Here is a 26,043-nt window from a genome sequence, read left to right on the forward strand (position 1 = left end):
TTCAGCAGCCGCTTCGACGCCTAGCTGTGCAAGCATCTCGGCGGCAAGATTACCAGCTGGCCCAGCAGCTAGCACAGTAGCTAGCTTGGCAGCATGCTCAGTGGCATCTTCTGAACTCAGCGGCTCCTCGCGCAGCTCCGGGGCGTGAATGCCGCCGCGTGGTGTCTAAGCACGCGAACAGTGGTGTCTAATCACTAAGCATCCGATCCGTGGTGTCTAGGCACGGATCACGCGACCTGTGGTGTCTAGGCGCAGATCGCAGGAGCTCGCGGCGATGCCAGCCAACTGGAATGCTAGCCAGCCAAGCCAGCCAACTGAAACATCAGCCAGCCAGAGTAGGCCAACTTAATAGCCGACCATGCCAGCCAGCCGAAATGCCGGCCAAGCGGGGCGAAGTTACGCGGAAACGACCTCGAAACTCAGGGATGCAACGATGCCGTCGTGCAGCTGAACGTCCACAGAGTAAACGCCGGTTGCCTTAACATCGCCCTTGCGCAGCTTGATGGTGTGCTTATCCAGGGAACGACCGTTGGCCTTCTTCACTGCATCAACAATCTGATCTGCAGTGACGGAGCCGAAGATCTTGCCGGTCTCTGCGGTGCGGACCGCTACGGTCACGCCACTCAGGTTCTCCAGCTCTTCCTTAACCTCGCGTGCGTGATCCAGGTCGCGGATCTGTCGTGCTTCCTGCGCGCGCTTAATTCCTTCGATCTGCTTCTCAGCGCCGCGGGTAGCAACAATTGCGTAGCCGCGCGGAAGCAGGTAGTTACGTCCGTAGCCAGCCTTGACCTCTACGATGTCGCCGGGGACACCGAGCTTGTCAACGTTGGCGGTGAGGATCAGCTTCATGATCCAGCCTTTCGTTGTGCTTTGGTTTGACCAATTATGTTCAAAAAATTTAACGCTGACCAGCAGCTTTTAAGCTAGCCGATCAGAATGGCGGCTCGTCGTCGCCATCACCAAAACCGGACTGTGGGGCAGAGTTCCACGGGTCGTCATCCATGGCCGCATTGTGGCCACCGAAGCCCTGGTTGTTCTGTCCCTGATTACCCTGGCCACCCTGGTTGCCGGCGTTCCCGCCGAAGCCGCCCTGGCCGCCACCATTACCCTGGCCACCCTGGCCCGGACCGCCCTGGCCACCGAAGCCGCCGGCATTACCGCCGCCGAAGCCTCCGCCGCCACCAGCGTTTCCGCCCTGGCCGCCGCCACGGTATGCCTTGTTGATATCCGCGGTAGCGAAGCGCAGCGAAGGGCCGACCTCTTCCACCTCAATCTCGAAGACGGTGCGGCGCTCGCCGTTGCGATCCTCGTAGGAACGCTGGCGCAGTCGGCCGGTCACGATCACGCGGTCGCCCTTGTTCAGGCTGTTTGCCACGTTCTCGGCTGGTTGGCGCCACACGTTGCAGGTCAAAAACAGCGGCTCGCCGTCGACGAACTGACCAGCCTGCTGGTCGTAGCGACGGGGCGTGGAGGCCACGCGGAAGTTAGCCACTGCGGCCCCGTTGGGGGTGTAGCGCAGTTCCGGATCCGCAACGATGTTGCCGACCACGGTGATTTGGGTATCTCCCTGTGCCATGTTTCTTTCCTAACGTTGTGTGGTGACGTGTGGGCGTCAAAAAGAATAGAAGCCCGAAATGGTTACTGTGGTTACAGTGCTTAGGTTAGTGGTTTAAAGGTGCCTGTACAGTCCGTTCGGAACCTGCAGCTGTGAAAGCTACTGGTCCTTCCGCAGCACCTTGGTGCGCAGGATCTGGTCGTTGATGTTGAGCAGGCGGTCAATTTCCAGCACGGTAGCCGACTCACACTTCAGGTCGAGAACAACGTAGATGCCCTCTTCCTTCTTGTTGATCGGGTACTCGAGGCGACGCTTGCCCCAGATATCAACCTTTTCCACGGAACCGTTTTCCTTGCGGACAATATCCAAGTACTTGTCCAGCGACGGGGCAACGGTGCGTTCATCCTGGGAAGGGTCGATGATGATCATCATCTCGTATTGACGCACGGACCTCATCACCTCCTATGGTCTTGTGTTTCGGCCATACCCCTTTTGGGCATGGCAGGAGGGTCGTTGCGTCAGCAACTCTCTCAGCCTACCTGGTGCCCCGCGTTTTAAGAAATGCCTCCCTCACGCCCCAAGCCGAGCCCCACGCGCCCCTACGCTGCAACGAATACCGCCAACCCCACCGGCACGATTGTCAGGAACAAGACGGCGAAGCTGAAAAGCGTCCACACCTGCTTCTTCGACTTGCCGTACATAAAACTCGCGAAGCTTCCGCCCACGCACAGGAATCCCACCAGCACACTGGCCATGGTGATGATAATGGTCGTGTTATCCATCGTTGCTCTCTTTCTTTTCGGCGCCTTTCTTATTGACGCCCACTTCTCCGCCGGAACCATTCCCGTTCTCGCGCGCGGAGTGGTTGGTTGGCGCATCCGCAGGTGCCTCGGCTAGCGCGCCATCCTGCACCACGGCTGACTCCTCCGCCAGCACTCCGGCCAGCGGGTCGCGGCCTCCGTGAGCCTCGCGGATCGGGTCCGGGCTGCGGCCCATGATCTGCCGGATGACCAAAACCGCCATAAACACCAGCAGGCCTAGTCGGACGATGGTCACGGTATCGACCAGCCAGTGCGGCGCAGCCTGGTTCGCTGGCAGGAACTGCCACATGCGCAGGTACCAATACACAGTCTCCAATGCCGCCCAGCCAAAGACCAATCGCCAGCGGGGGAGAGCCAGCACCAGCAGCGGCACCAGCCATATGGAGTACTGCGGGCTCCACACCTTGTTTGTAATCATGAAGGCCAGCGTGGCCAGGAACGCCACCTGGCCGACCCGCGGAGTGCGCGGCGCGGCGAAGATGACCAGCCAGGCTAAAGCCAGAAGTGCGATCAGCAGCAGTACGCCTGTCAGCAGGTTGAGAGTTTCGACGCCTTCGACAGACCTGGTGGGAGACACGCCGTTCCAGGCGTCATTACCTACGATGTGCGCAATGACGGCATAGATGGTCGAGCCTTCCCAACCGCGTTCGGAGTTCAGCTTGAAGAACTGCGACCAACCTTCCGGCGCGAAGACCATGATCGGCAGGTTAATGACCAGCCAGCTGCCGAAGGTCCAGCCGACCAGCTTCGCCAGCGGAACCCAGGCGCGTTGGCGCAGGCACAGCAGGATCAGTGCGCCACCGATGAACGCGGGCCAGAGCTTCAGCGCCACGCCCACGCCCGTGGCCACGCCGGCCCAGCCGGGGCGCCGGTTGGCCCAGAAGACGAAGATGGCGACGGCCGCCGCGCAGGTCAGCAGGTCGAAGTTAGTGAAGGCGTGGACGATGACCAGGGGAGAGGCCGCCATCAGGAGCGTGTCCCACACTCGGTTGCCGGTGAGTTTCGTCATCAGGCCGGTGGCGATCAGCCAGAACAGAGCCAGGAAGAATGCGTTGACTCCGAAGTAGATCGCCGCGGGAGCTACCTGCGGCAGGGGGAGGAAGTTCCACACGGCCTCCACTGGGCGCGCGATCGCGGCCATCAGCCACTGGTACAGCCCCGTGAGCACGGGGTATTCCATGTACCGCGTGACGCCGTCGTCTACGAAGGAGGTGAAGTAGGGGAAGTCGAGGTTATCCAGCCCGCGGCCGGCATACAGGGAGATCGTGTCGGAGTAGCAGGCGGAGGTGAATTGGCGCTTCCCGGACCAGTCCACAAAGGGGTTGCCATCGCCGTCGAAGCCGGTGCGGATGCACTGCGCCTTTTGCAACCAACCGAACACTAGGAAGGTGGCGGCGGTGGCGAGCAGAACGCGCAGGGGAGTCCACCAGTTCGCTCGGCCGATAAGGGCGTGGGCGCCGGGTGGGCCGCCGATGAAGCGGATGAATCCGCGGGCCATCGGCTCGGTGCGGGAGGGCAGCACACGCTGCTCGGCGCGCTGGCCCGCGGCCGACTGCGTGGCCTGCTCTGCGCTCGAGTCCGCGCCCCGGCTCGTGGCCGAGCCCGCGGCCGGACTCCCGGCGGTCGGTTTCCTATGGGTTGAGGATTCCATCGATTAGGTCTTGTAGGTCATTGTTCTGCGGCGGGTTGCCACCACCCGGAGCCGGTCGCTGCGGCTCGGGCTGCGGCGCGGGCGCCGGCGGGGAGGCCGGTTCCGGAGCTTCCGGCTCTGCCTGCTCCTGCTCCTGGGCACCGCTGTCGCCACCCTGGGAGGCTCCTCCGCCGACGTAACCACCGCCGCCGGAAACCGCTGCACCGGTGCTGAACTGCTCGACCTCCTTGCCTTCCAGCGAGCGATCCATCACGCCCTTCCAGATCTGAGCGGGCAGGCCGGAGCCGTACATGATGCCGCCGTAGCTGTTGTGAATCGGCTTGCCCTCGGCAGTACCAACCCACACTGCGGTGGACAGCTGCGGGGTGGAACCCAGCATCCAGGCGTCCTTATTCTCGCCGGTATCGCCCAGCTGCGCCGTACCGGTCTTTGCAGCCGAGGGACGGCCACCGGCCAGCGAGTTGCCGTTGGAATACGCCGCAATGGGCTGCATCGCCTGGATCAGGCCCTTGGCGACTTCCTCGGAGACCACGCGGTCGCCTTCGTCCTTGGTGTTATCCAGCAGCACGTCGCCGTTGGAGTTCTCCACCTTCTGCACGAAGTGTGGGCGGTGGTAGATGCCACCGTTGGTCAGGGTTGCCAGGGCGGTGGCCATATCCAGCGGGCTGGACTGGTACATGCCCAGCGTGATGCCTTCTTCCGGCTTACCGTTTGCCTCCTGCAGGGTCTTGCCCACACCCGGCAGCTCCTCGGCCACGCCCAGGCGGTGCGCCATGTCGGCGACGTCCTGCGGGCCGCCCTTTAACGACTGGGTCAGGCGGATGAAGCTGGTGTTCAGCGACTGCTTCAGCGCTTCGGCGATGCTACATGTGCCACAGCTGGCGCCGCCGACGTTGTTTACCTGCGCGTCACCGGTCATGACGGGGGAGGAGTCGAACTGGTCGTAGATGCTGCCGCCCTGGTCCAGGTATGCAGCCAGCGCAAAAATCTTGAACGTAGAACCGGTCTGCAGGCCTCCCCCGGCGAAGTCGAAGCCCACTGGGTTATCGCCGCCGTACCAGGAGCGCACGCCGCCGGTCTTCGGATCCACCGAGACCACGGCCGTGCGCAGGCCTTCCTGCTGGCCCTCGAGCTTCTTGTGGATCTCATCCACCGCATCGGCCTGCATCTTCGCGTCGATGGTGGTGGTGATCTTCAGACCACCCGTATTTACCTGTTCCTCAGTGATGCCGGCGCGCTCCAGCTCTTCGATCACCTTGGTCTTGATCAAACCGTTGGTGCCCACGGCTTGGGTACTTTCCGCGGTTTCCGCCGGGTCCTTCACCTGCGGGTACACGGCGTTCTTGCGATCGGCTTCCTTCATGGCACCGATCCCAACCATTCCGTCCAGAACGTAATTCCAGCGCGATTCCGCACGCTCGCGGTTGGTCCACGGATCCAGGCCAGAGGGCGCCTGGATGGTTGCGGCCAGCACTGCGCCTTCCTCCGGGGTGAGGTCCTTGACGTCCTTATCGAAGTAGGCATGGGAAGCCGCGCTGATGCCGTAGGCGTTGCGGCCGAAGTAAATGGTGTTCAGGTAGGCCTCGAGGATCTCGTCTTTCGACCATTCGCGGGCCATCTTCGCGGAGATAACCAGCTCCTTGGCCTTACGGCTCAAGCTGAACTCGTCGCCGACCAGCGCGTTCTTCACGTACTGTTGGGTAATGGTCGAGCCACCGCCGGCGCCTTCGCGGCCCAGCACCTGGCCGATCGCCGCGCGGGCGAAGCCGGAGACAGAGAAGCCGGGGTTACTGTAGAACTCGCGGTCCTCCGCAGCCAGCACGGCCTGCCGAACTGCCATCGGGACTTCGTCGATCTTGACGTTCTGACGGTTACCCTCCGGCGGCACGATGCGCGCCAGCTCGGTGTTGTTATCGCTGGCCATGATGTAGGAGATCTGGTTGTTAACCAACTCTTCCGGCTCCGGCACCTTCGTCACCGAGTATGCGGTGAAGAATGCCACCAGCGGCACAATAATCATCACTGCCATGACGGCCGCCAGACCCGCGAAGAAGTTTCGCAGGGTGCGCTTATCGCGCCAGCTGCGCTTCTTGCGCGTCCTTGCCTTCAGCTTTCCATCGCCCACTGAGCGGGATCCATTCTTATTCACGCGAGTCTGTGGTCCATTCTTGTTAGGCCCATTCTTGTTGGGCCTGTTTTGGCCGTTGTTCTGCGGCCTCTTTCTTTGTGACGCCGCCGCCCCCGCAGCACCAGCCCCAGCGCCCGCTGCGGCTGCAGCTCGGCGGGGACCACCAGACTTCACCGGCTTGGTACCACGACCCTGCACAGGCTTACCCTGCACTGGACGGCCCTGTGCTGACCTGCCCCGTGTTGGGCGGCCTTGTGCTGGCTTGCCATTCGCAGCCCTGCGCTGGCCGGGCTGGCCTGGCTTGCCGGGCTTACCGGGCTTACCCGACTGGCCCTGGCGAGGCCTACCCGGTTGGCCCGGCTTCCGCTGTCCGCCACGGCCAGCTCCGGAATTTCCGGCACCACCGCGGGAGAACGGGTTCTTGGACGGCTTGTCGCTACTCAACTAGACGAGTCTCCTGATTGTCGATCGTGATTCCGATCAGCTCTTCTCGGATCAAGTGATTCCATCTACACTTCATGCACACTTCAACGGTGTGTATCGAGAACTCAGCATCCTGTTGCACATTCACTAGCGCATCAATAACACCATTGATCTCTCTTACACTACGCGCTGTACCCGACTTTTCACCTAATACGTCGCCGTGAATCCACTGCGTTTCCCTTAAATCAGGCCTTCCGCACACCGGACACGGGCGGTCGACTGCCTGACCTAGAACCTCCGCGGACGAAAGGAGCCGCGGGGTGGCGTCACCAACAAAGCGCTCGACGCCGCGCACCCGAGAAAGAGTGCGACGGCGATCGAGTGACCTATCAATAACCTTTCGCGAAATCGACACACCCACATTCTAAACACGGCCCGGACAACCCCACCGCGCGCGAGCTTGATCGATAAACCAACCCGGCTTGATCGGTAAACCTGCCGACGAAGAGCGGTTTTCACCAGGCCAAGCCCTAGCGTTGACCGCATGACATCTAAGACTTGCAACATCGCAATCGTGGGTCTCGGCAACTGCGCGACCTCACTGATCCAGGGAATTCACCTTTATTCTGACGCCGCCGCGACCGAGAACGTCCCCGGCCTCATGCACACCCAGTTCGGCCCCTACTCGGTCGGCGACGTGCACGTGACCGCCGCCTTCGACGTGGACGCCGACAAGGTAGGCAAGGACGTCTCCGAGGCCATCGACGCGGGCATGAACTGCACCATCAAGATCGCCGACGTCCCCCACACCGGAGTGACCGTGCAGCGCGGCCACACCTTCGACGGCCTGGGCCGCCACTACCAGGAGAGCATCACAGAATCCGACGCAGAGCCCGTCGACGTGCCGCAGGCGCTGCGCGACGCAAACGTAGACGTGCTGGTCAGCTACCTGCCCGTCGGCTCTGAGGAAGCCGACCGCTTCTACGCACAGTGCGCCATCGACGCAGGCTGCGCCTTCGTCAACGCCCTGCCGGTATTCATCGCCTCCGACCCAGAGTGGGCCGAAAAGTTCCGTGCAGCTGGCCTGCCGATCGTCGGCGATGACATTAAGTCCCAGGTCGGCGCTACGATCACCCACCGTGTGCTGGCCCGCCTCTTCGAGGAGCGCGGCGTGCGCCTGGAGCGCACCATGCAGCTGAACGTCGGCGGCAACATGGACTTCAAGAACATGCTGGACCGCGACCGCCTGGAATCCAAGAAGATCTCCAAGACCCAGGCCGTGACCTCCAACCTGCAGGAAAGCCCGCTGGCCGGCAAGGTGCACGACCGCAACGTCCACATCGGCCCGTCCGACTACGTGGAGTGGCTGGACGACCGCAAGTGGGCCTACGTCCGCCTGGAGGGCTCCGCCTTCGGCGAAGTGCCTCTGAACCTGGAGTACAAGCTGGAAGTCTGGGACTCCCCGAACTCCGCGGGCATCATCATCGACGCAGTGCGCGCCGCGAAGATCGCGCTGGACAGGGGAGTGGCCGGCCCGGTTGAGGCGGCCTCCAGCTACCTGATGAAGTCCCCGCCGACGCAGCTACCGGACGACGTCGCCCGCGCGCAGCTGGAAGAGTTCATCAACGGCGCATAAGAACTGGGTGCGGGAGTGTCGGTGCACGCCTTTGCAACAGTGGGCGTCACCGCCACTTGTTTCTATCCGTAGGGGGCAAAACAGCCTTGCTAGGCGACCCTCATGAGCATTTACTTGCAAAACTGTTGTATTTTAGTACCTATGGCTTCCACATCTCTTGAAATTGCCAAGAAACTGCGCCTCCCGTTGACGCGCCTGTACCTGCTGTACTTCCGCCAAACAGAGAGCTCGCACATCAGCATGGCGCAACTGTCGATCCTCATGATTCTCGAGGAAAACGGCCCAATGCGCATCAGCCAGATCGCGGCCACCGAGACGATCCGCATGCCCACCGCCTCCAACGCGGTCAACCAGCTGGAGACGATGGAACTGGTCACCCGCGTGCGCGACACCTCCGACCGCCGCGGCGTGAGCGTCGCCCTCACCGACAAGGGCCGCGAGGAGCTCGAGCGCCTGGGCGAGGAGCGTGCCGAGCAGCTGGCCAGCATGCTGGACAGCCTCAGCGAGGAAGAACTCAAGGAAGTTGCCGACGCCACCTCTGTCATCGAGCTGGTCCTGCGCCGCTACACTGAGTCCATAGAGGCAAAGCTGAACAACGACCAGCACTAAAGCTGGAGCTAGCGAGCAATTTTCCTTGAGCAACACCCCTAAGCCCGCCGACCCCCTCCGTCTACTCCTCACATGGCGCCCCGAATCCGCAGGTGACGAGGCTGCGCAGGTCGCCGCCTGGATCGCCCGCACGGAAACCATCGCCCTGCGCACCGCCACGGTCATCTCGCGCTCTTGGACGGCGCAGCCGGAGCTGGAGTTCGACAGCTACTCGGAGTGGATCGAAAAGGAATCCAAGGCTGTCTCCTCTGCCGCGCAGAAGGCGCTCGCTCTAGCCAAGCTGCCGGAGCAGATGCTGGACGCCGACGAACCCTCCACCGTCACTGTTGATCACTCGGAAACGAAGGCTCTTATTGACGCCGCCGCCGAGTTCAACGCCGACATGATGATCTTGGGCTCCCACCCCGCCGCGCCGCATTCTCGCTTCCGAATCGGCTCGACGGCTGATGCACTGCTGCACTACGCCCCGCTGCCACTACTGCTGGCTCCGCGGACGCCGAAGCTGTCGAAACGTGGCGTCACCAGGGTCAATTGCAGTTACATCGACACCGACCAGTCACACGAGGCCCTGCGCCGCGCCGCCGACCTGGCGCACCGTTGGAATGTTCCGCTGCGGCTGGTGGCGTTTAGCCCGCGCGGGGCGACGATGTACCCGACGGAGACGGAATTCATTGACAACTCGGACATGATGGTCGAGTGGCGTGAGCAGGCGCTGGCGCTGCTGGACCGTGGCCGGGACCGTGCGCTGAACAGGCACAGCGACCTGACCGTGCAGATGGAGGTCGGCAGCGGCTACGGCTGGTCCGGCGCGATTAACGCCCTGAAGTGGAAGAAGGGCGATCTGCTGGTGATGGGATCCAGCACGCTGGGTGGTTTCCACCGCGTGTTCATTGGGCCGTCGACGAACCAGATTCTGCGGCACAGCCCGGTGCCGGTCCTGCTGAGCACCGTCTAGCGCGCCTTAGCCCGGCGCCCGGTGCGCGAACCCGCACGGGTTCTGATTAGGTACCAACGGGTGTAGATTTGAGGTCATTATGAGCAATGAAGGTTTGAACAACGACCCCTCACCTGCTGATAACCCGGACCCTTCCTCCCAACCCGACGGCTCCGCTCCCGACGGCTCCTCTCCCGCAAGCTCCCAGCCAGGCGCTTCCTCACCCGAGGGCTCCCATCTCGAAATGTCCGAGCTGGATCGCCCCAGCGCCCCCACCGAGCTGGACTACGAGGCCGACCCGTTGCTCCGCCTCGAACGCAACAATAGGTCCACTCGCCAGGCGATTTGGTTCTTCGTTGGCGTGATCGTGGCCACCACTTTGTCTGCGTTCCTGATTTGGATTTCCTCCAAGGTCATCGGCGGCCCCTACTGCGATGCAGACTCCTCCGCACAGCTGTGCAGCCGGGTCTTCCAGCTGCTGTTTGCCATAGTTCCCACTTCCGTGGCTTTCTTTGGTCTGTTCGGCTCGGCTTTTATCACCTACTACAAGTGGAAGAACCACCAGCGCTGGCGTCCATGGGTGGCGGTTATCTGGTTCATCATGCCGTTCTGCATGGCTTGGATCACGTCGGTCGGCGCGTACCTGCTCCTCGACCACAACCTCTAGTTCTTCTAGTTCTCCAAACCCCGGGCCACTTCCACGAGCCCCGCGCCTCACTTCCGCCAGCCCGCCTGCTAGATCCACTGGCACCGCACCTCACTTCCCCCAGCCCCATCTGGTCTCGCGGGCAGTGTCCCAAATCGTCGAGTTATTGAAAGTAGAGCGTTTGAAGCCCAATATAGCAACGCTCTGACCTGCAAAAACAGAATAATTATACTTTAAGAGCTGGAATTTGGGACATTCGCCCCTCGAGCGGGCCGCCCAACCCGTCATCGACGCCTCGAAAAAGCCCAATCTGCGCCTTTCGGAAGCGTCACTGTGACGTTTCGGATGCATGATTCGCACTTTAGTTCGATTCAGCGCCTTAGAATCCGCAGCTTCCCTCCGTGACTGTAATGAAGGCGCACGCACCCCCAGCGCGGTCACGCACCCAGAACCCGCGCGCGGGCGCGTCAACACGCACCCCAGCCCGGCCGCTACTTCGCGACGATATTCACCATCTTGCCGGGCACCACGATGATCTTCGCCACCGTCTTGCCCTCGATGTGCGCAGCGACGTTCGGCTCCTCCAGCGCGGCAGCCTCAATGTCCTCCCGCGAAGCATCCGCCGCCACGTTAATGCGGCCGCGCAGCTTGCCCATCACTTGCACGGGCAGCTCGATAGTGTCATCTACCAGCCACTTCTCGTCCCACTCGGGGAAAGGCTCATAAGTGATGCCCTCGGAGTGGCCCAGGATCTCCCACATCTCCTCGGCGATGTGCGGCGCCACCGGCGACAGCATCTGCACCAGCGGTTCCACGGCCGCCCGCGGAGCCGCCCCAGCGGAGTAGGTCTTCGTCAGGTAGTTCACGTACTCGATCAGCTTCGCCACGGCCGTGTTGTCGCGCAGCTCTGCATAGTTTTCGTGAACCCCCGCGATGGTCCTGTGCAGGGCCTTTAGGTCTTCATCCGTGAGGGCGTCATCGCTCACAGAACCCTTACCCGTGTTCTCGTCGACGGCGAGGCGCCACGCGCGCTGCAGGAATCGCTGCGCGCCAACCACGTCCTTCGTCGCCCACGGCCGCGACGTGTCGAGCGGCCCCATCGCCATCTCGTACACGCGCAGGGTGTCCGCACCGTAGTCGTCGCAGATCTCGTCGGGCGAGACGGCGTTCTTGAGGGACTTACCCATCTTGCCGTATTCCTGGAATACTTCTTCTTCCTTTGTGACGCCCTCAGCCTCATCCGCCTCGCGAACCCAGAAGAACTTACCGTCGCGCTCGGTGACCTCCTCCGCGGGGACGTACACGCCACGGGAGTCCGTGTAGGCGTAGGCCTGGATGTAGCCCTGGTTGTAGAGGCGGTAGTAGGGCTCGAAGCTGGAGACTACTCCCAGGTCGAACAGCACCTTGTGCCAGAAGCGGGCGTACAGCAGGTGCAGCACGGCGTGCTCCACGCCGCCGACGTACAGGTCCACGCCGCCGGAGGGGCGGCCTTCGCGCGGGCCGACCCAGTAGCGTTCATTTTCGATGTCTACCAGGGCGTTGTCGTTGTTCGGGTCGATGTAGCGCAGCTGGTACCAGGAGGAACCTGCCCACTGCGGCATGACGTTCGTGTCGCGGTAGTAGGTCTTTTCTCCGTCGCCGAGGTCCAGGGTGACCTCGACCCACTCCTTGGCCTTGGCCAGCGGGGGCTGGGGGGCGGAATCCTTATCGTCCGGGTCGAAGCTGACGGGCTTGTAGTCTTCCACTTCGGGCAGCTCGACAGGCAGCATCTCCTCCGGCAGGCCGTGTGCCATGCCGTTTTCGTCGTAGACGATGGGGAAGGGCTCACCCCAGTAGCGCTGGCGGGCAAACAGCCAGTCGCGGAGCTTGTACTGGATCTTGCCGCTGCCTACGCCCTTGGATTCCAGCCACTCAATGGCCTTGTCGATGGCCTCCGCCTTGCCCAGGCCGTTGAGCTCTAAGCCGTCGGAATTGTTGGAGTTGATGTGCGGACCGTCCTCGGTGAACGCTTCGGTGAGCTCGGCGCCAGCCTCAGCGCCGGCGCCGGCCTCGCCAGCCTCAGCACCCGTGCCAGCCTCGCCAGCCTCAGCGCCCTCCGGCGCCAGCACCGGCACGATCGGCAGCCCGAACTCGGTGGCGAACTCAAAGTCGCGGGTATCGTGCGCCGGCACAGCCATGATCGCGCCGGTGCCGTAGCCCGTCAGCACGTAGTCAGCGATGAAGACCGGCACCTGCGCACCGTTCACCGGGTTAGTAGCATAAACGCCCAGGAAAACGCCCGTTTTCTCCTTGTTCTCCTGACGCTCCAGGTCCGACTTAGCGGCAATTGCCGCCCGGTAAGCCTCCACTGCGGCAGCTGGAGTCGACTGGCCGTAGGTCCACCGTGGGTCGACATCCGTGTAGGCGTCACTACCCGCAGAAGAACCACCGGACTGCGCAACGAGCGTATCCACCAGCTCGTGCTCCGGGGCCAGCACCATGTACGTCGCGCCGAACAGCGTGTCCGGGCGCGTGGTGAACACGTCAATGTCGTGGCCCAGGCAGTCGAACGTGACCTCCGCGCCGCGCGACCGGCCGATCCAGTTGCGCTGCATGGACTTCACCTTCTCCGGCCAGTCCAGGTAATCCAGGTCGTCGATCAGGCGGTCGGAGTACGCGGTGATGCGCATCATCCACTGCTGCAGGTTCTTGCGGAAGACGGGGAAGTTGCCGCGCTCGGAGCGACCCTCCGCCGTGACCTCCTCGTTCGCCAGCACGGTGCCCAGGCCGGGGCACCAGTTCACCGTCGAGTTCGAGCGGTAGACCAGGCGGTAGCTATCCAGGATCTCCTGCTTCTCGGCAGCACTGAGGTCCGTCCAATCGGAGCGCTCGGCAGCGAGCTTCTCTTCCAACTCCTTAATCGGGCGAGCCTTGCCCAGGGTGCCGTTGGCATTCTTGGCCTCCGGGTCGAACCAGGAGTTGTAAATCTGCAGGAAAATCCACTGCGTCCAGCGGTAATAATCCGTATCCGTGGTGGCGAAGCTGCGGCGCTTATCGTGGCCCAGCCCCAGGCGGCCCAGCTGGCGCTCCATGTTGGCAATGTTGGCCATGGTGGTGGTGCGCGGGTGGGTGCCCGTCTGCACGGCGTACTGCTCGGCGGGCAGGCCGAACGCATCGTAACCCAGCGTATGCAGCACATTCGCGCCCTTCATGCGGTGGAAGCGCGCAAACACGTCCGTGCCGATGTAACCCAGCGGGTGGCCAACGTGCAGGCCCACACCGGAGGGGTAGGGGAACATGTCCTGGATAAATTTGCGGTCCTCCGGCAGCTCCGCGCCCGGCTCCGCCAGGTCGCCCGTCGGGTTCGGGGCGTTAAACGTGCCGTTGTCGGCCCAGTGCTTCTGCCACTTGGCCTCGATCTTGGCCGCGAGGCCAGGAGTGTAGCGGTAGGAATTGTCTTCAGTGCTGCCGTTAGTCATGTTTTAACAGTCTAGTAGGTCGCCTGGACAGGGCAGGTTATTGCGTTTGGCTTGTTGGCCACCTGCGGTAATAGACTGTTTCGCATGATCGTGTTGACCGTTGTGTTGGTAGTCGTGGGCCTGGCCTTTTTCATCGCGGGCCTGCTGGGGGCTGTGGGGAAGTTGCCGGGTAATCCGGTCGTTGGCCTGCGCATTCCGGAGGTTCGTAAGACCGAGGAACTCTGGAACACCGCGCACCGCATTGTCGGCCCGGCCTGGATGGGAGCCGGTGCGGCGTTCATCGGCGCTGCGCTGATCACCCTGAAGGTGAGCGGTTGGATGTGGCTGGTCTTCGCATTGTTGCTGGTCGGCGCTGCTTTCTTGATCGGCCTAGGCTCCGCGTTGGGCGCCCACGCCGTCGCGCGCCTGGACGCCCGTGCTGCCCAGCTCGAGGCCGCCGAATCTTCTTGTTGCTCTAGCGGTGACGCCACCTCGGACTCCTGCTGCGGCGATTCCAGCGAGGCCGCCGGTGCTTCCGACACCGCTAGCGCTTGCTGTTCCGAACCCGGCGCTGACGCCAACACTGGCACGGGCACCGGCGCCGTCAGTGCGGAGGCGTGCGCAAGCGGCCAGGCTTGCGGCAGCTGCTCGCTGAACGGCTCCTGCGAGGGCGGCGGCGTGGACTGGGAGGCCGCCCAACGGGCTGCCTCGGCGCAAGACTCCGCGCAGGCCTAGCCCAGCTCCGTCGCCCCAGCTAACCCAGTGTTCTTCAGTATTCTGGGGAACCATGAGAGACTCCAACGCCACCGTCGTCGTATCCGGCACCACCAACGTCGACACCTTCGTCACCGTCCAGAATTTCCCCCAGCCAGGGGAAACGACCATCGCAGAACCCGGCATAGAGGGGCTGGGCGGAAAGGGCGCTAATCAGGCGGCAGCCTGCGCACACATGGGCGTCAATACCGTGCTTTTGTCTGCGGTAGGCACCGATCCGCAGGGCGAACTCGCGATCAAAGAGCTGCGCGAACACGGTGTGAACACCGACTACATCGTAAGTAGCCGGCAGCCAACCGGCCGCGCGTTCATCATGAACGACCCGAGCGGCGAGAACATCATTATCGTCACCTCCGGCGCAAACGAGCTGGTCAGCCCCGCCCAGCAGCGTGAAACCGTTGAGGAACTACGCCGCCAGGGGCCCGTGCCGATTGTGCTTGCGCAGGGCGAACTGACCCCCGAGCACAGTGCGGAGCTGCCGAAGCTGGTGGAGAACTCGGACTCCCGGCTGGTGCTGAACCTCGCGCCCGTGACCACGCGCGACCCCGACCTGCTGGCCGTGGCCGACCCCCTGGTGCTGAATGAGGGCGAGGCCGCCGCGGTGCTCGACACCGCCCCCGGCACGCCCATCGAGGAGCTGCTGGAGCGCCTGCGCCCCATCGCTCGCTCTGTGGTGGTTACCTTGGGGCAGCGCGGCGCCATGATCTTGGAGAGTGACGCCGAACCGGTGCACATCCCCGCCGTCTACGTCGAGCGCGTCGTAGACACCACTGGTGCAGGTGATGCGTTCTGCGGCACGCTCGCGGCAGCGCTGGCGCAGGGGGAGAGCCTGGTGGATGCGTGCACGTTGGGTGCGGCGGCCGGGGCGCTGGCCACGCAGAAGCGCGGCGCGGCGGGGAGCTACGCCACCGAGAACGAAATTCGTCGACTAGGAGACGCATAAATGACTCAGAAGATCATCCTGGACTGCGATCCGGGGCACGACGATGCGATCGCCATGCTCCTGGCCTGGGGAAACCCAGACCTGGACCTGCTGGCGGTCACGACGGTGGCGGGCAACCAGACGCTGGAGAAGGTCACCAAGAACGCCCTGGCGCTGGCGCGCGTCGGCAAGATCACTGGCATCCCCTTCGCTGCCGGGGCGGACCGCCCGCTGGTGGCGCCGCAGATCATTCCGGAGGAAATCCACGGGGATAGCGGCCTGGACGGTCCCCAGCTGCCCGCCGCCGGGGCCGAGCTGGATCCCCGCCACGCGGTGAACCTCATCGCGGACATTATTTGCGACAGCGAACCGGGGGCCGTCACCCTCGTCCCCACGGGAGCGCTGACCAACATCGCCCTGTTCGCCCGCATGTATCCCGAGCTGGTGGAGAGCGTCGGTGGCGTCACCCTGATGGGTGGCGCGCACCACGCTGGCAACATGACCCCGAGCGCCGAGTTCAACATCCTGGCCGACCCGGAGGCCGCGAAGATCGTGTTTGGCGCGGGCTGGCCGGTGACGATGGTCGGGCTGGATGTCACGCACAAGGTGCTGGCCACGCCGCAGCGGATGGAGCAGCTGGCGGAGGTCGACACCGACGTGGCGAGGTTCATCGCGGAGCTGGTGGAGTTCTTCGGCGGCGCGTACATGAAGGAGCGGCACTACCCCGGCCCGCCGATGCACGACCCGCTGGCCGTCGCGGCCGTTGCAGACCCGCAGGTCGTGCGCACAATCCTGGCGCCCATCGACGTGGAGACCAAGGGCGAGCTGACGCGCGGGGCGACCGTCGTGGATCTGCGGCGCACCTGGGGTAGCCAGGATGGCGGGCAGGACCCGACGGCGCTGGGCACGGCGGATGATTCTGATATTGACGCCCCCGCCTCCGCAGCGGGCGCTACCCTGCGCACCCGCGTGGCTGTGGACGTCGACGCAGAGCGCTTCTGGAGCCTGCTGGTCGAAGCGCTGCAGCGGATTGGGAATACGGGGTTTTAAATAAGGGCCTCTAAAGGGGTTAAGCGGCCTGCGCAGCCGACCAGCCGACTTGGCTAGCGCAGCCAGCCAAAGCCTAGTAGGTAGTTCTCGACGTCTAGGACGTCCTCCACGGTGGCGTCACTACCCAAAACCGTACGGTGCGCGGCGGCGATGTCGCTCGTCGTTGCCGGGATTAGGTTCTGGGTGAACAGCTCCATAGCAACGCGCTCCACGGCCGGGGTGCTATCCAGCACTTCAAGGCCGGTGCCAGTGGAGCTCGTGAATACTGCGGAAACCTTGTCCAAGATCTCGCTGAAGGCCATCATTGGGCTCACCTCTTCGCTTTCAAGTTGAATGGTGCCTTCGCTCTGCGGCACTTCATACAGATACCGCAATGGTTACAACGATTGAATCTACCAACAAATTTCCGAGAATCCACCTTTTTGTCTAAAAAACCTCAAAAGGCCAGCAAGGTGACCCAAGTCACCTCGCTAGCCCAGAGTTTGTAGCTGCGAGCCTAAAGCTCCATGCAGCCTAGTGGTGGCCGCCCATTCCCGGGAACAGGTTCCAGCCAAAGTAGTGGTTCAGCGAGTCCTTCGCGACCCACACAATAGCCAGGACGATCACGAACGCCAGCACCGCGTAGACGGTCCATCCCAGAACTTTCATCTGGGTGGAAGCCTCGGTATCGCCGACAACCACGCCGTTTTCGTCGCGAATTGGGTCACCGGTCATGCAGCGCATGCCCAAGGAAAAGAGGATCGGGATACCGGCACCGAACAGCAGCGCCAAGCCAGCTACTCGGATGATGGCCTCGAAGATTTCAGCAACAGTCATTGTTCTTCACGCTTTCTATGTTTGTTAGTGGCGAAGCTGCGCGAGGCTTACTTGCCTGCGTTACCTGCGTTGCCTGTGCTGCCTAGACCGGGGTGTTTCGGATCCGCGACGACCTCGGCGACAGTATCGGAAGGGGTGGGGTAGCCAGCGCCAACCATCTCCGGGTCGTGCTCGGTGGTGGGGTCGCGGTCAGTGGTCTGCGCGGCGGCAGCGGTGGTACCAGTCTTGATGGAAGAGTCGACGGACTCGGAGTTCGGATCCCAGTCGTCATTGACGTTGTTCGCATCGACCGGGTTCATGCGAGCGCGGACAACAATCACGACGGTCATGGCGATCAGCAGGATGAAGTCGACGATCACGCCGCCCATGGTGTTGGTCATCTTGGACACACCGGTGGCGATCCACCAGGAAACAAAGCCAACCACGGCGGCACACGGCAGGGTAATCAGCCATGCGGCAACCATGCGCATTGCCACACCCCAGCGAACTTCAGCACCCTTACGCCCCAGACCGGTACCCAGGATGGAGCCCGTGGAGACGTGGGTGGTGGACAGTGCCATACCGCCGGCGGCGGAGGTCAAGATAATGGCAGCGGAGCTAGACTCTGCGGCCATACCCTGCGGGGACTCGATCTCCACCAGGCCCTTGCCCAGGGTGCGGATCACGCGCCAGCCGCCGGACAGGGTGCCTGCCGCGATGGCCACTGCACAGGCGATGATGACCCAGGTCGGGATTCGGGCTGCCTCGTCTGCGGAACCAGCCGCCACAAGAGCCAAGAAGATCACGCCCATGGTCTTCTGCGCGTCACCGGCGCCGTGTGCCAGGGAAACCAGGCAGGCGGTGACAATCTGGCCGTGGCGGAAGTGTTCGTTCTTCACCTTGTGCGGGATGGTGTTGGTCACCCAATAGATCATGAACGTACCGACCGCGGAGACCATTGCCGCGATGAATGGGGAGGCCACTGCCGGGACAATGATCTTGCCCATGATGGAGCTCCAGGCAACACCGCCGGTACCCAGGGCAGCAAAGGCTGCACCGATCAGGCCGCCGAACAGCGCGTGGGAGGAGCTGGAGGGCAGTCCCAACAGCCAAGTGAACAGGTTCCAGAAGATACCACCGATCAGGCCGGTGAATACGACAAGCAGCAAGGCATCGCCGTCACTGCCGCTGGCTAGATCATAGGAATCGAGGTTGACGATGCCCTTCGCGACCGTTGCGGCCACGTTGACGGACAGGAATGCGCCGACCAGGTTCAGAGCAGCAGAGATGGCGACTGCCGTGAACGGCTTCAGCGCACCGGTAGCGATGGAGGTTGCCATCGCGTTGGCCGTGTCGTGGAAACCGTTGGTGAAGTCGAAGGCCAGTGCGGTGAGCACCACAATGACCATGATGATGAGTGTCGTTGTCACAACTGTGACCCCTTACATTAAGTAATTTCTATTACTGGCGGTGAATTCGGAATAGGCCAGTAGCCAAACACTCGAGTGGCTCCTGTGGAGTTCCGACAGGAAATTAAGCTACTCCGCCCCCTATTGCTGAACAACATTGCAGAATTTAGCCCCGCTCTATCCTTGAATTTTCTTCTCCGTCGGCGTTTTAGCTGGTACAAGCGATTTTCTTAACGCCACACTCCAAACCCTATCGCATTGAACAAACACCCCCGCGTCAATTTAGCGTAAAAGATTCATGCTCGCGCCGGAATTTGTTAACCTTGCGTTCATTTCAGCCAGGATTGCTACCCGATGATTGATAACTCAATCTTTAGGCCTTATCGGAAACCTATTGATGTATTAGAGTGCTAACCAAATGTTCTGCTGAAGTTTTGACATAACACACGGGAGCCACCCATGAACTCCACCAATCCGCACGCCGACAACGCACCATCCGGAAAGCCCGGTGGCGAGGCCGACGGAACCACAGCCGCAGCTGCGGCAACCTCCCCGGATCCGGTCGACTCCCGCCCCGGCGGCATCGGCCTGCTGATGACCGTGCTGATCACCGCGGCCGTCGCGTTCCAGCTGAACGCCTCCATGCTCTCGCCGGTGTTGGCCACCATGGCCCGCGAGCTGAACACCGACGAGGCCGCCACGGGTCTCACCCAGACCGCCTTCTTCACCGGTGGAGCCATGTGCGGCCTGTTCCTGCCGCGTCTGTCGGACATTGTCGGCCGCCGGAAGATCCTCGTCATCATGCTGGGCGTGATGTCCCTCGGCGGCCTCATCGCCGCGCTGGCGCCGAACATTGGCGTGCTGATGGTCGCCCGCGCCATGCAGGGCATCGCCGGCCCTACGATCCCCATGACCTTGATCATCCTGCGCAGCCAGGTCAAGGAGGAAGTCCGCCTGGGCACCCTCATGGGTCTGCTCGCCGCCATCAACGGCGGCGTCGCCGGCATCGACGTGATCCTCGCCGGCTGGATGGCCGAGCAGTGGGGCTTCCGCTCCGTCTTCTGGCTCATCGCCATCATTGGCATCATCGCCACCCTGGTCGTTGCCTTCGGCGCACCGGAATCCAAGCCGTCGGACAACGTGAAGATGGACTGGGCGGGCGCTGCCCTGCTGGTGGTATCGGTGCTGTGCATCACGTTGGGCGTCAACGAGGCAGGCAAGGCCGGGACAGCGAACTGGCTGTACGTCATCGCCATGTTCATCGTCGGCGCGGTCGTCTTCCTGGCCTTCTGGAAGTACGAAAACCGCCACGACCAGCCACTGGTCGCCCCGAAGTACCTCGCCCGCCGCCACACCTGGGCGCTGCTAGCCACCACGGTGCTGACCATGACCGGCGTGTTCGCCGCGGTCAACGGCCTGGCTATCTCCCTGGCTCAGAATCCAGACGCGGGCTTCGGCCTGGAGGCCGACAAGGCCTCCCTGTGGCTGCTGACCCCCTACGCCCTCATCGGCTGGGCCGTCGGCCCCTTTGCTGGACGCTGGGCACCGAGGGTCGGCTACGGACGGCTGATCATCATCGCCAACCTCGCCAGCGCGGCCCTCATGCTGGCTCTGGCATTCGTCAGCGTGCACTCCCTGCCGGTGCTGATCATCACAGTGATCCTGCTGGGCGTCACCTACGCGGGTATCGGCAACATCGTCATCAACAACCTGGGCGTGGTGAACTCCCCGAAGGATAACGAGGGCTTCCTGCCCGGCATGAACTCCGCCGCCTTCAACTTGGGCGCGGGCGTGTCCTTTGCCGTGCTGCCGGTCTTCCAGGTCGCGGGCTCCCCGCAGGGCTCGGATTCCGCCGCGGGTTATATCACCGCGTTCATCGTCGCCGCGGTGATCCTCGGCATCGCCGCGGCCGTGGCGGCGCTGATCCCGAAGCAGACCGTCGCGGAGCTCGACCGCGCCATCGTCTAACCCCCCGGGCGCCGCGCGCAGGTCCACGCACCACTCCGCGCGCCGGCCCCGCAGACGCCCAACCCACCGGCGCCTGGCCCGTTGTGGACGGTCAAGGTTCGCGGAGGCGAGGGCGTCAATAAGATAAAGACCCATGGCAGAGAAACAGTCGCTATGGCACCGCATCGTTAATTACCGGCCGGACTTCCTCATCGTCCTGATCGTCATTGCGGTCGTCGCGGCGATCATTGTGCCCGTGCGCGGCGAGGCGGCGGATGTCGCCAACACCATCACCAAGATCGCCATCGCGTTCCTGTTTTACCTCTACGGTGCGCGCCTGTCGCCGCAGGAGGCTCTGAAGGGCCTAATGCACTGGCGACTGCACCTGCTGATCATGGTGTTTACCTTCGTGGTCTTCCCGCTGATCGGCGTGGCGATGATGCCACTGAAGGCGGTCGTCGGAAACGAACTCTACCTGGGCATTCTCTTCTGCACCCTCGTGCCATCGACGGTGCAATCCTCCGTCGCCTTCACCAGCATCGCACGCGGCCACGTCGCCGCCTCGATCGTCGCGGCCAGCGTCTCTAGCCTGCTGGGAGTGCTTTTCACACCGTTGCTGGTGCTGCTGCTGATGTCTTCTTCGGAAGGCTTTCATATTGACGCCACCACGTTCCTCGACATCGGAGTCCAGCTACTGCTGCCGTTTGCCATCGGCCAGCTGCTGCGCAGGTGGGTGTTCAAGTTCGCGGCCTCCAAGGCGACGAAGAAGGTGGACCAGATCTCCATCGGCCTGGTGGTGTACGTCAGCTTCTCGGAGGGCATCGTCTCCGGCGTGTGGAGTTCCGTCAACTGGCTGACGATTCTGGGACTGGTGCTGGGCTCCATCGCGCTGGTTCATTTGATGCTGGGCGTGACGAGCGTTACCTCGCGGAAGCTGGGATTCGACTACGCCGACCAGGTAGCCATCCAGTTCGCGGGCACCAAGAAGTCCCTGGCCTCGGGGCTACCGATGGCGGCGGTGATGTTCGGCGGGGCGAGCCTGGGCATGATGATCCTGCCGCTGATGATCTTCCACCAGGTGCAGCTGGTGATCTGCTCCTTGCGTGCCAGCACCTATGCCGCGCGCTTCCCGGAGGGCGAGAAGACCGCGGGCGCGCACACCTGGTAGCCGCGCGGGCGCCTACTGCGCCTATTCCGGCTTCTGCAGCCGCTTGACGTAACCCATGCGCGGGCGGAAGCCCGCCGGGTGCTTCATCTGCGCCACCGCGTCGGCAATCACCAGGCGGAAGCGCGGCTGCATCGGCGGCATCTGGGAGATCGAATACCAGCCCACCTGCGTGGACTCGTCGTCGCCGATCACCGGCTCGTCGTTGAACTCGCCGGTTTCGGGGTCGGGGATCACAGTGCAGCGGACGGTGGTGTCCACGTAGCTGGTCACATCCCCATTCGGGTATTCCACGGGGCCGACCTGGCCCACGCCCAGCAGCGCATCCACCTGCACGTGCAGGCCGGTTTCCTCCCGTACCTCGCGGATGGCCGCCAGGTGTGGCTCCTCCCGCGGGTCCACGATCCCCGTCACGGGGGTCCACTGACCGTCGTCGGCGCGCTTGACCAGCAGCACCTCCGGCACGGCCCAAATGGGTGCGTCCTCTGGGACGTCCCGGATGACAATGGCTGTCACGCCGGGCAGCCACAGTTCGTCGTGGCCGATTTTCTTGCGCAGTTCAACGATGAAATCAGGGGTCGGCATGGGCGCTATTCTACGGTGCTGGGGCTATGTGCGGCGGGGGAGGGGGCGTCAAAAAATAAGGTTCACCAGCACCAGATACAGCACCGTGCCCAGCAAGATCGACAACGTGGCCGAGCGGCGCCAGAGGTGCAGGGCAATGGTGAAGGCCAGGGCGATGGCGACCGCCGCGAAGCCGCCCGGCGCGTCGGCCTGGCCGGAGACGGTGTAGACGACCAGGAGGGTCATCACGCCAACGGGCATAGCCAGGCCCAGCCAGGCGACCAGGTCGGATTCGCGGAAGAAGCGCAGGGCGGCGAAAGGCAGGCCGCGCAGGGCGAGCGTAACCAGGAATATCGAGCCGAGAATCGCGAGGGTGGGGCCAAGTTCCACGCCCTCGGGGAGGCCCGCGGCAGCCTGTAGGTGTACGGCGGGCGCAGCAAGCGCGACAGTGGTGGGCATCTACTCCACCTCCCGGGAGGCAGCGTTATCCGCGCCGACCTTCAGCCGCAGCGCGCGGTCCAGCGGCGGGCACAGGAAGCGCACGATGAGGCTCACAAAGTACAGGCTCATGCCGATCATCAGCATGTTGTCCGGCGAGATCAGCAGGCCGACCAGCCCACATAGCGCCGCCACGATCGGCAGGGAGAGGTCCTTGAAGCTCACGAAAGCCTCGATCGCCAGCACCGTGAACAGGGCGATCAGCGCAAACTCCATGCCCTGGATCTCGAAGGGCAGAGCACTGCCGAACAGCGCGCCGAGCACACCACCGCCGACCCAGCCGATCTGCAGTAGAATCTGCACCGCCATCACGCGGGCAGTCGACCATTTCGCGTCGCGCCGGGCGGCGAGGATCGCATACGTCTCATCTGTCAACGCATAGATGCCATATGCCCTGGCCAGCCAACCGCGCACCTGGGCGATGGGGTAGTTCAGGGCGTAGAAAGCGTGGCGGAAGTTCACCAGGAATCCGTACAGCGCCGCGCTCAGCGGCCCCACGCCACCCGTGACCAGCGAGACCGCCAGGAACTCCATCGAGCCCGCGTAGATGACGAAGGAGAAGATCGGCGCCCACCACCACGCAAAGCCGACCTGAGTGATCAGCAGGCCAAAGGCCAGGCCCAGCGGCACCATGCCCAAGGCCACGGGCCAGGCGTCGGCGATGCCGGCGCGCCAGTCAGCCTTCCTGTCGCGGTGGGTGCTGCTCGCGGTCATCTAGTTACGCTCCGGGTGGCTCGCCCAGGTTGCGAACAGGTTCGTGGGGAAGGGGCTGTTCTTCATGATGTGACGCCACGTCTCCGCCGGTCGGTCCGTGAACACATCCTCTGCGGTTGCGGCCTGGAGGCCGGCGATCCCGGAATCCAGCCAGCCGCGCACGTCGGCGGCGTCGAGGAGGACGTAGCTGTGGAAGAGCCGCAGGCCGCGCAGCATGGAGGGATCCACATGGCCGACGACCTGCGCTACCTGCTCGTCCACGCTGGGTGCCTCTTCGGCGGTGCTGACCAGCATGAACTGCCCGCGCGCGCCGAAGCGGGCAGCAGGGGTCGCATTGGCTTCAGGGCTGCCGCTCGCCGCGTCCAGCTCCAAACGGTCAGCGTCCAACAGTCCGACGGCGAGCACGACGGGTTCGTTGTCTCCGCCGATGAAGAAGACCTTCGGCTTGGTGAGCTTCTCCGCTAGCGAGGGTAGGTGATTGGCAACGGCTTCGCTGCTCATGAGGCCCAGACGGACGGCAACGATGGTGGCCCCGCCTGCCTGTGCGGCACCGGATCCCTGGCCATCGGCCTCCGGGTTCTCCTGCACTTCCAGCACCAGTAGCGCGTCCGCGCCGGGCAACCCCGGCACGGCGAGCACACCGGGGGAGGTGCCAAAGGCATCCACGAACGCCTCCAGGTGTGCGGGCTCAATGGCGGCGGTATCCAGGTAGCCATCCGGATCCACAACCACGGCGGGCGCCTGGAAGATCACGTCGCCGGGCTGCACGTTGAACTGGTCCTCCGTGCCGTTCTGGGCGCCGTCCGGCTGCCCTTCTGTGCCATTCGGCTGCTGGTCAGCGCTCACTGCGACCCACCTTTCTGTTCGCCCCACCATTGTTTCAGCGCGGCGATGGCGTCCTCACGCTCCATCGGTCCGCGATCCAGCCGCAGCTCCTTCAAGTACGCCCAGGCCTTGCCCACATCGGGGCCGGGCTTGAGGTCCAGAATCTGCATGATCTCGTTGCCGTCCAGGTCGGGGCGGACGGCGGCGAGGTCCTCCTGCTCCTGCAGCTGCTCGATACGCTTTTCCAAATTATCGTAGGTGCGCTGCAGCCTCTGGGCTTTTCGCTGGTTGCGGGTGGTGCAATCGGCGCGAACCAGCAAGTGCAGCAGTGGCAGCAGCTCGCCGGCGTCGTTGACATAACGGCGCACGGCGGAGTCGGTCCAAGTGGATTCGTTGTTGTCCTTTTCCCCTGCGCCACGGCGAGCGTCCTGGTTCTGCCCCTTGCCCTGCGTGTCCGCGTAGCCGTGGAAGCGCATGTGCAGAAACACCAGCTGGCCGATGTCCTGGACGTGCTGCTTGGAGTACTTGAGCTTGCGCAGGCGACGGCGGGTGATGCGCGCGCCGACAACCTCGTGCTGGTGGAAGGTCACCGCGCCGGATTCAGTAAACGCCCTGGTGTCGGGCTTGCCGATGTCGTGCAGCAGCGCGGCCATGCGCAGTTCCAGCGAGGGCTCCAACCCGCGCTCGGCCTCCAGGTTCACGGCGTTGCGAAGCACCTTCAGCGAGTGCCAGTACACGTCCTTGTGCTGGCGATGCTCGTCTTGCGTGAGCTTCAGAGCCGGCAGCTCCGGCAGCACGTGGTCGGCTAGCCCGGTCTCGACCATCAGATCCAGCCCCACCCACGGAGCCGCGCCGAGCATCAGCTTGTTCAGTTCGACGGCCACGCGCTCGACGGTGATGCGGCTGATCTGCTCGCTCATCGCCGTCATTGCTTCCTTGACTCTCTTGGTGACGCCGAACTCCAGCTGCGAGACGAAACGGCACGCGCGGAGCATGCGCAGCGGGTCGTCGTTGAAACTGATCTCCGGGCTGTCCGGGGTGTCTAGCACTCCGGCCTGGAGGTCTTCGAGGCCGTTTAGGGGATCGCGGAGCTGGTGATTTCCGTCGGGGGAGAGCTCCAGTGCGATGGCATTTGCGCGGAAATCGCGGCGGATGAGGTCTCCGTCGAGGCTGTCGCCGAAGGAGACCTCGGGGTTGCGGGACTGGCCGTCGTATTGGTCGGCGCGGAAGGTGGTGATCTCCAGGATCTGGCCCTTGACCAGCGCAGATACGGTGCCGTATTCAATGCCCGTGTCCCACACTGTCTCTGCCAGGGGCGTGACAATGTCGACGATGGCCTGTGGCCGGGCGTCGGTAGTGAAGTCCAGATCGTGGGAGAGGCGCCCCAGCAAAGCATCGCGTACCGACCCGCCGACGAGGTAGAGGCTGTGGCCAGCGTCGTGGAAGGCCTGGGTGAGTGGCAAGAGGTCGCGGTCAAGCGCGCGCAGGGAGGTAAAGACCTCCTGCAACATGCCTTCAATCGTGCGCGAGCTGGCCGGCG

The 26,043-nt window shown here is 63.5% G+C and carries 25 protein-coding genes; 9 read left to right on the forward strand and 16 right to left on the reverse strand.

From position 1 onward, the window contains the following. Nucleotides 1-396 precede the first annotated feature (396 nt). The 7 genes from rplI to QKE30_RS06005 all read right to left on the reverse strand — a co-directional run bounded on the left by rplI (nt 397) and on the right by QKE30_RS06005 (nt 6,999). The gene (rplI, locus tag QKE30_RS05975) at nt 397-849 is read right to left on the reverse strand and encodes a 50S ribosomal protein L9 (protein WP_239200839.1); all 453 of its coding nucleotides are present in this window, start codon (nt 847-849) and stop codon (nt 397-399) included. Between the two features lie 82 nt (nt 850-931). Beyond that, nucleotides 932-1,576: a single-stranded DNA-binding protein gene (locus tag QKE30_RS05980; protein ID WP_239200841.1), complete on the reverse strand. Its 645-nt coding sequence runs from the start codon at nt 1,574-1,576 to the stop codon at nt 932-934. A gap of 138 nt (nt 1,577-1,714) precedes the next feature. Continuing rightward, entirely contained in the window at nt 1,715-2,002 is a 288-nt protein-coding gene (gene rpsF / locus QKE30_RS05985) for a 30S ribosomal protein S6 (protein ID WP_070488642.1), read from the reverse strand. Nucleotides 2,003-2,154: 152 nt separating this feature from the next. Continuing rightward, nucleotides 2,155-2,337, reverse strand: a complete 183-nt coding sequence (locus tag QKE30_RS05990) for a hypothetical protein (RefSeq protein ID WP_034985176.1) — start codon at nt 2,335-2,337, stop codon at nt 2,155-2,157. Further along, complete coding sequence (locus tag QKE30_RS05995; protein ID WP_347934339.1) at nt 2,330-4,027, reverse strand: glycosyltransferase 87 family protein; 1,698 nt, start codon at nt 4,025-4,027, stop codon at nt 2,330-2,332. Before QKE30_RS05995 ends, QKE30_RS05990 begins: the two co-directional genes overlap by 8 nt. Next, nucleotides 4,008-6,056, reverse strand: a complete 2,049-nt coding sequence (locus QKE30_RS06000) for a transglycosylase domain-containing protein (RefSeq protein WP_347934353.1) — start codon at nt 6,054-6,056, stop codon at nt 4,008-4,010. Before QKE30_RS06000 ends, QKE30_RS05995 begins: the two co-directional genes overlap by 20 nt. A gap of 535 nt (nt 6,057-6,591) precedes the next feature. Beyond that, the gene (locus QKE30_RS06005) at nt 6,592-6,999 is read right to left on the reverse strand and encodes a DUF5318 family protein (RefSeq protein ID WP_347934340.1); all 408 of its coding nucleotides are present in this window, start codon (nt 6,997-6,999) and stop codon (nt 6,592-6,594) included. 123 nt (nt 7,000-7,122) lie between these two features. Between QKE30_RS06005 and QKE30_RS06010 the strand changes: the two genes are divergently transcribed. The 4 genes from QKE30_RS06010 to QKE30_RS06025 all read left to right on the forward strand — a co-directional run bounded on the left by QKE30_RS06010 (nt 7,123) and on the right by QKE30_RS06025 (nt 10,424). Beyond that, on the forward strand, nt 7,123-8,214 hold the full coding sequence (locus QKE30_RS06010; RefSeq protein ID WP_034985171.1) for an inositol-3-phosphate synthase: 1,092 nt from the start codon (nt 7,123-7,125) through the stop codon (nt 8,212-8,214). Between the two features lie 141 nt (nt 8,215-8,355). Further along, nucleotides 8,356-8,823 (forward strand): MarR family transcriptional regulator, encoded by a 468-nt coding sequence (locus QKE30_RS06015; RefSeq protein WP_034985170.1) that lies wholly within the window; start codon nt 8,356-8,358, stop codon nt 8,821-8,823. Between the two features lie 25 nt (nt 8,824-8,848). Then, nucleotides 8,849-9,778 carry a universal stress protein gene (locus tag QKE30_RS06020; RefSeq protein ID WP_347934341.1) on the forward strand — a complete coding sequence of 310 codons (930 nt, stop codon included), beginning with the start codon at nt 8,849-8,851 and terminating at the stop codon, nt 9,776-9,778. A 79-nt stretch (nt 9,779-9,857) separates the two neighbouring features. After that, on the forward strand, nt 9,858-10,424 hold the full coding sequence (locus tag QKE30_RS06025; protein WP_347934342.1) for a hypothetical protein: 567 nt from the start codon (nt 9,858-9,860) through the stop codon (nt 10,422-10,424). A 470-nt stretch (nt 10,425-10,894) separates the two neighbouring features. Here QKE30_RS06025 and QKE30_RS06030 read toward each other — a convergent pair whose 3' ends face one another. Beyond that, on the reverse strand, nt 10,895-13,861 hold the full coding sequence (locus QKE30_RS06030) for a class I tRNA ligase family protein (protein WP_347934343.1): 2,967 nt from the start codon (nt 13,859-13,861) through the stop codon (nt 10,895-10,897). 84 nt (nt 13,862-13,945) lie between these two features. Between QKE30_RS06030 and QKE30_RS06035 the strand changes: the two genes are divergently transcribed. From QKE30_RS06035 to QKE30_RS06045, 3 genes are read left to right on the forward strand one after another with little or no spacing between them, the layout of a single operon-like run. Then, on the forward strand, nt 13,946-14,575 hold the full coding sequence (locus QKE30_RS06035; RefSeq protein WP_347934344.1) for an SdpI family protein: 630 nt from the start codon (nt 13,946-13,948) through the stop codon (nt 14,573-14,575). A 52-nt stretch (nt 14,576-14,627) separates the two neighbouring features. Continuing rightward, nucleotides 14,628-15,557, forward strand: a complete 930-nt coding sequence (locus QKE30_RS06040; RefSeq protein WP_347934345.1) for a ribokinase — start codon at nt 14,628-14,630, stop codon at nt 15,555-15,557. Then, nucleotides 15,558-16,586, forward strand: coding sequence for a nucleoside hydrolase (locus QKE30_RS06045; RefSeq protein ID WP_347934346.1), 1,029 nt, complete (start codon nt 15,558-15,560; stop codon nt 16,584-16,586). Between the two features lie 53 nt (nt 16,587-16,639). Here the strand turns inward: QKE30_RS06045 and QKE30_RS06050 are convergent, their stop codons facing one another. The 3 genes from QKE30_RS06050 to QKE30_RS06060 all read right to left on the reverse strand — a co-directional run bounded on the left by QKE30_RS06050 (nt 16,640) and on the right by QKE30_RS06060 (nt 18,811). Then, nucleotides 16,640-16,891, reverse strand: a complete 252-nt coding sequence (locus QKE30_RS06050; protein WP_297666404.1) for a hypothetical protein — start codon at nt 16,889-16,891, stop codon at nt 16,640-16,642. Between the two features lie 208 nt (nt 16,892-17,099). Then, entirely contained in the window at nt 17,100-17,402 is a 303-nt protein-coding gene (locus QKE30_RS06055) for a hypothetical protein (RefSeq protein WP_297666388.1), read from the reverse strand. A 47-nt stretch (nt 17,403-17,449) separates the two neighbouring features. Further along, the gene (locus QKE30_RS06060) at nt 17,450-18,811 is read right to left on the reverse strand and encodes an inorganic phosphate transporter (RefSeq protein WP_239200884.1); all 1,362 of its coding nucleotides are present in this window, start codon (nt 18,809-18,811) and stop codon (nt 17,450-17,452) included. Between the two features lie 573 nt (nt 18,812-19,384). Here QKE30_RS06060 and QKE30_RS06065 point away from each other — a divergent pair. Together QKE30_RS06065 and QKE30_RS06070 are read left to right on the forward strand one after the other, a co-directional pair. Beyond that, nucleotides 19,385-20,758: an MFS transporter gene (locus QKE30_RS06065; RefSeq protein WP_297666405.1), complete on the forward strand. Its 1,374-nt coding sequence runs from the start codon at nt 19,385-19,387 to the stop codon at nt 20,756-20,758. Nucleotides 20,759-20,891: 133 nt separating this feature from the next. Continuing rightward, entirely contained in the window at nt 20,892-21,905 is a 1,014-nt protein-coding gene (locus QKE30_RS06070) for a bile acid:sodium symporter family protein (RefSeq protein WP_297666389.1), read from the forward strand. Nucleotides 21,906-21,926: 21 nt separating this feature from the next. Here the strand turns inward: QKE30_RS06070 and QKE30_RS06075 are convergent, their stop codons facing one another. The 5 genes from QKE30_RS06075 to QKE30_RS06095 are packed head-to-tail and all read right to left on the reverse strand — an operon-like array spanning nt 21,927 to nt 26,014. After that, nucleotides 21,927-22,487, reverse strand: a complete 561-nt coding sequence (locus QKE30_RS06075) for an NUDIX domain-containing protein (RefSeq protein ID WP_034964123.1) — start codon at nt 22,485-22,487, stop codon at nt 21,927-21,929. Between the two features lie 48 nt (nt 22,488-22,535). After that, nucleotides 22,536-22,925, reverse strand: coding sequence for an AzlD domain-containing protein (locus QKE30_RS06080; RefSeq protein WP_297666390.1), 390 nt, complete (start codon nt 22,923-22,925; stop codon nt 22,536-22,538). Continuing rightward, complete coding sequence (locus QKE30_RS06085; protein WP_297666391.1) at nt 22,926-23,678, reverse strand: AzlC family ABC transporter permease; 753 nt, start codon at nt 23,676-23,678, stop codon at nt 22,926-22,928. Then, on the reverse strand, nt 23,679-24,524 hold the full coding sequence (locus QKE30_RS06090; RefSeq protein ID WP_297666392.1) for a hypothetical protein: 846 nt from the start codon (nt 24,522-24,524) through the stop codon (nt 23,679-23,681). Beyond that, complete coding sequence (locus QKE30_RS06095) at nt 24,521-26,014, reverse strand: CCA tRNA nucleotidyltransferase (RefSeq protein WP_297666406.1); 1,494 nt, start codon at nt 26,012-26,014, stop codon at nt 24,521-24,523. The genes QKE30_RS06090 and QKE30_RS06095 overlap by 4 nt, the downstream gene beginning before the upstream one ends. Between the last annotated feature and the right edge of the window lie 29 nt (nt 26,015-26,043).

Origin of the sequence: Corynebacterium sp. c24Ua_83 (assembly GCF_039907245.1) — a bacterium.
GTDB lineage: Bacteria > Actinomycetota > Actinomycetes > Mycobacteriales > Mycobacteriaceae > Corynebacterium.

Bases quoted from the DNA above. Each gene is read 5' to 3' on its own strand.
- rplI (WP_239200839.1), bottom strand. From the start codon at position 849: ATGAAGCTGATCCTCACCGCCAACGTTGACAAGCTCGGTGTCCCCGGC.
- QKE30_RS05980 (WP_239200841.1), bottom strand. From the start codon at position 1,576: ATGGCACAGGGAGATACCCAAATCACCGTGGTCGGCAACATCGTTGCG.
- QKE30_RS05990 (WP_034985176.1), bottom strand. From the start codon at position 2,337: ATGGATAACACGACCATTATCATCACCATGGCCAGTGTGCTGGTGGGA.
- QKE30_RS05995 (WP_347934339.1), bottom strand. From the start codon at position 4,027: ATGGAATCCTCAACCCATAGGAAACCGACCGCCGGGAGTCCGGCCGCG.
- QKE30_RS06000 (WP_347934353.1), bottom strand. From the start codon at position 6,056: ATGGCAGTGATGATTATTGTGCCGCTGGTGGCATTCTTCACCGCATAC.
- QKE30_RS06010 (WP_034985171.1), top strand. From the start codon at position 7,123: ATGACATCTAAGACTTGCAACATCGCAATCGTGGGTCTCGGCAACTGC.
- QKE30_RS06015 (WP_034985170.1), top strand. From the start codon at position 8,356: ATGGCTTCCACATCTCTTGAAATTGCCAAGAAACTGCGCCTCCCGTTG.
- QKE30_RS06025 (WP_347934342.1), top strand. From the start codon at position 9,858: ATGAGCAATGAAGGTTTGAACAACGACCCCTCACCTGCTGATAACCCG.
- QKE30_RS06030 (WP_347934343.1), bottom strand. From the start codon at position 13,861: ATGACTAACGGCAGCACTGAAGACAATTCCTACCGCTACACTCCTGGC.
- QKE30_RS06035 (WP_347934344.1), top strand. From the start codon at position 13,946: ATGATCGTGTTGACCGTTGTGTTGGTAGTCGTGGGCCTGGCCTTTTTC.
- QKE30_RS06040 (WP_347934345.1), top strand. From the start codon at position 14,628: ATGAGAGACTCCAACGCCACCGTCGTCGTATCCGGCACCACCAACGTC.
- QKE30_RS06045 (WP_347934346.1), top strand. From the start codon at position 15,558: ATGACTCAGAAGATCATCCTGGACTGCGATCCGGGGCACGACGATGCG.
- QKE30_RS06050 (WP_297666404.1), bottom strand. From the start codon at position 16,891: ATGATGGCCTTCAGCGAGATCTTGGACAAGGTTTCCGCAGTATTCACG.
- QKE30_RS06055 (WP_297666388.1), bottom strand. From the start codon at position 17,402: ATGACTGTTGCTGAAATCTTCGAGGCCATCATCCGAGTAGCTGGCTTG.
- QKE30_RS06065 (WP_297666405.1), top strand. From the start codon at position 19,385: ATGACCGTGCTGATCACCGCGGCCGTCGCGTTCCAGCTGAACGCCTCC.
- QKE30_RS06070 (WP_297666389.1), top strand. From the start codon at position 20,892: ATGGCAGAGAAACAGTCGCTATGGCACCGCATCGTTAATTACCGGCCG.
- QKE30_RS06075 (WP_034964123.1), bottom strand. From the start codon at position 22,487: ATGCCGACCCCTGATTTCATCGTTGAACTGCGCAAGAAAATCGGCCAC.
- QKE30_RS06080 (WP_297666390.1), bottom strand. From the start codon at position 22,925: ATGCCCACCACTGTCGCGCTTGCTGCGCCCGCCGTACACCTACAGGCT.
- QKE30_RS06085 (WP_297666391.1), bottom strand. From the start codon at position 23,678: ATGACCGCGAGCAGCACCCACCGCGACAGGAAGGCTGACTGGCGCGCC.
- QKE30_RS06095 (WP_297666406.1), bottom strand. From the start codon at position 26,014: ATGTTGCAGGAGGTCTTTACCTCCCTGCGCGCGCTTGACCGCGACCTC.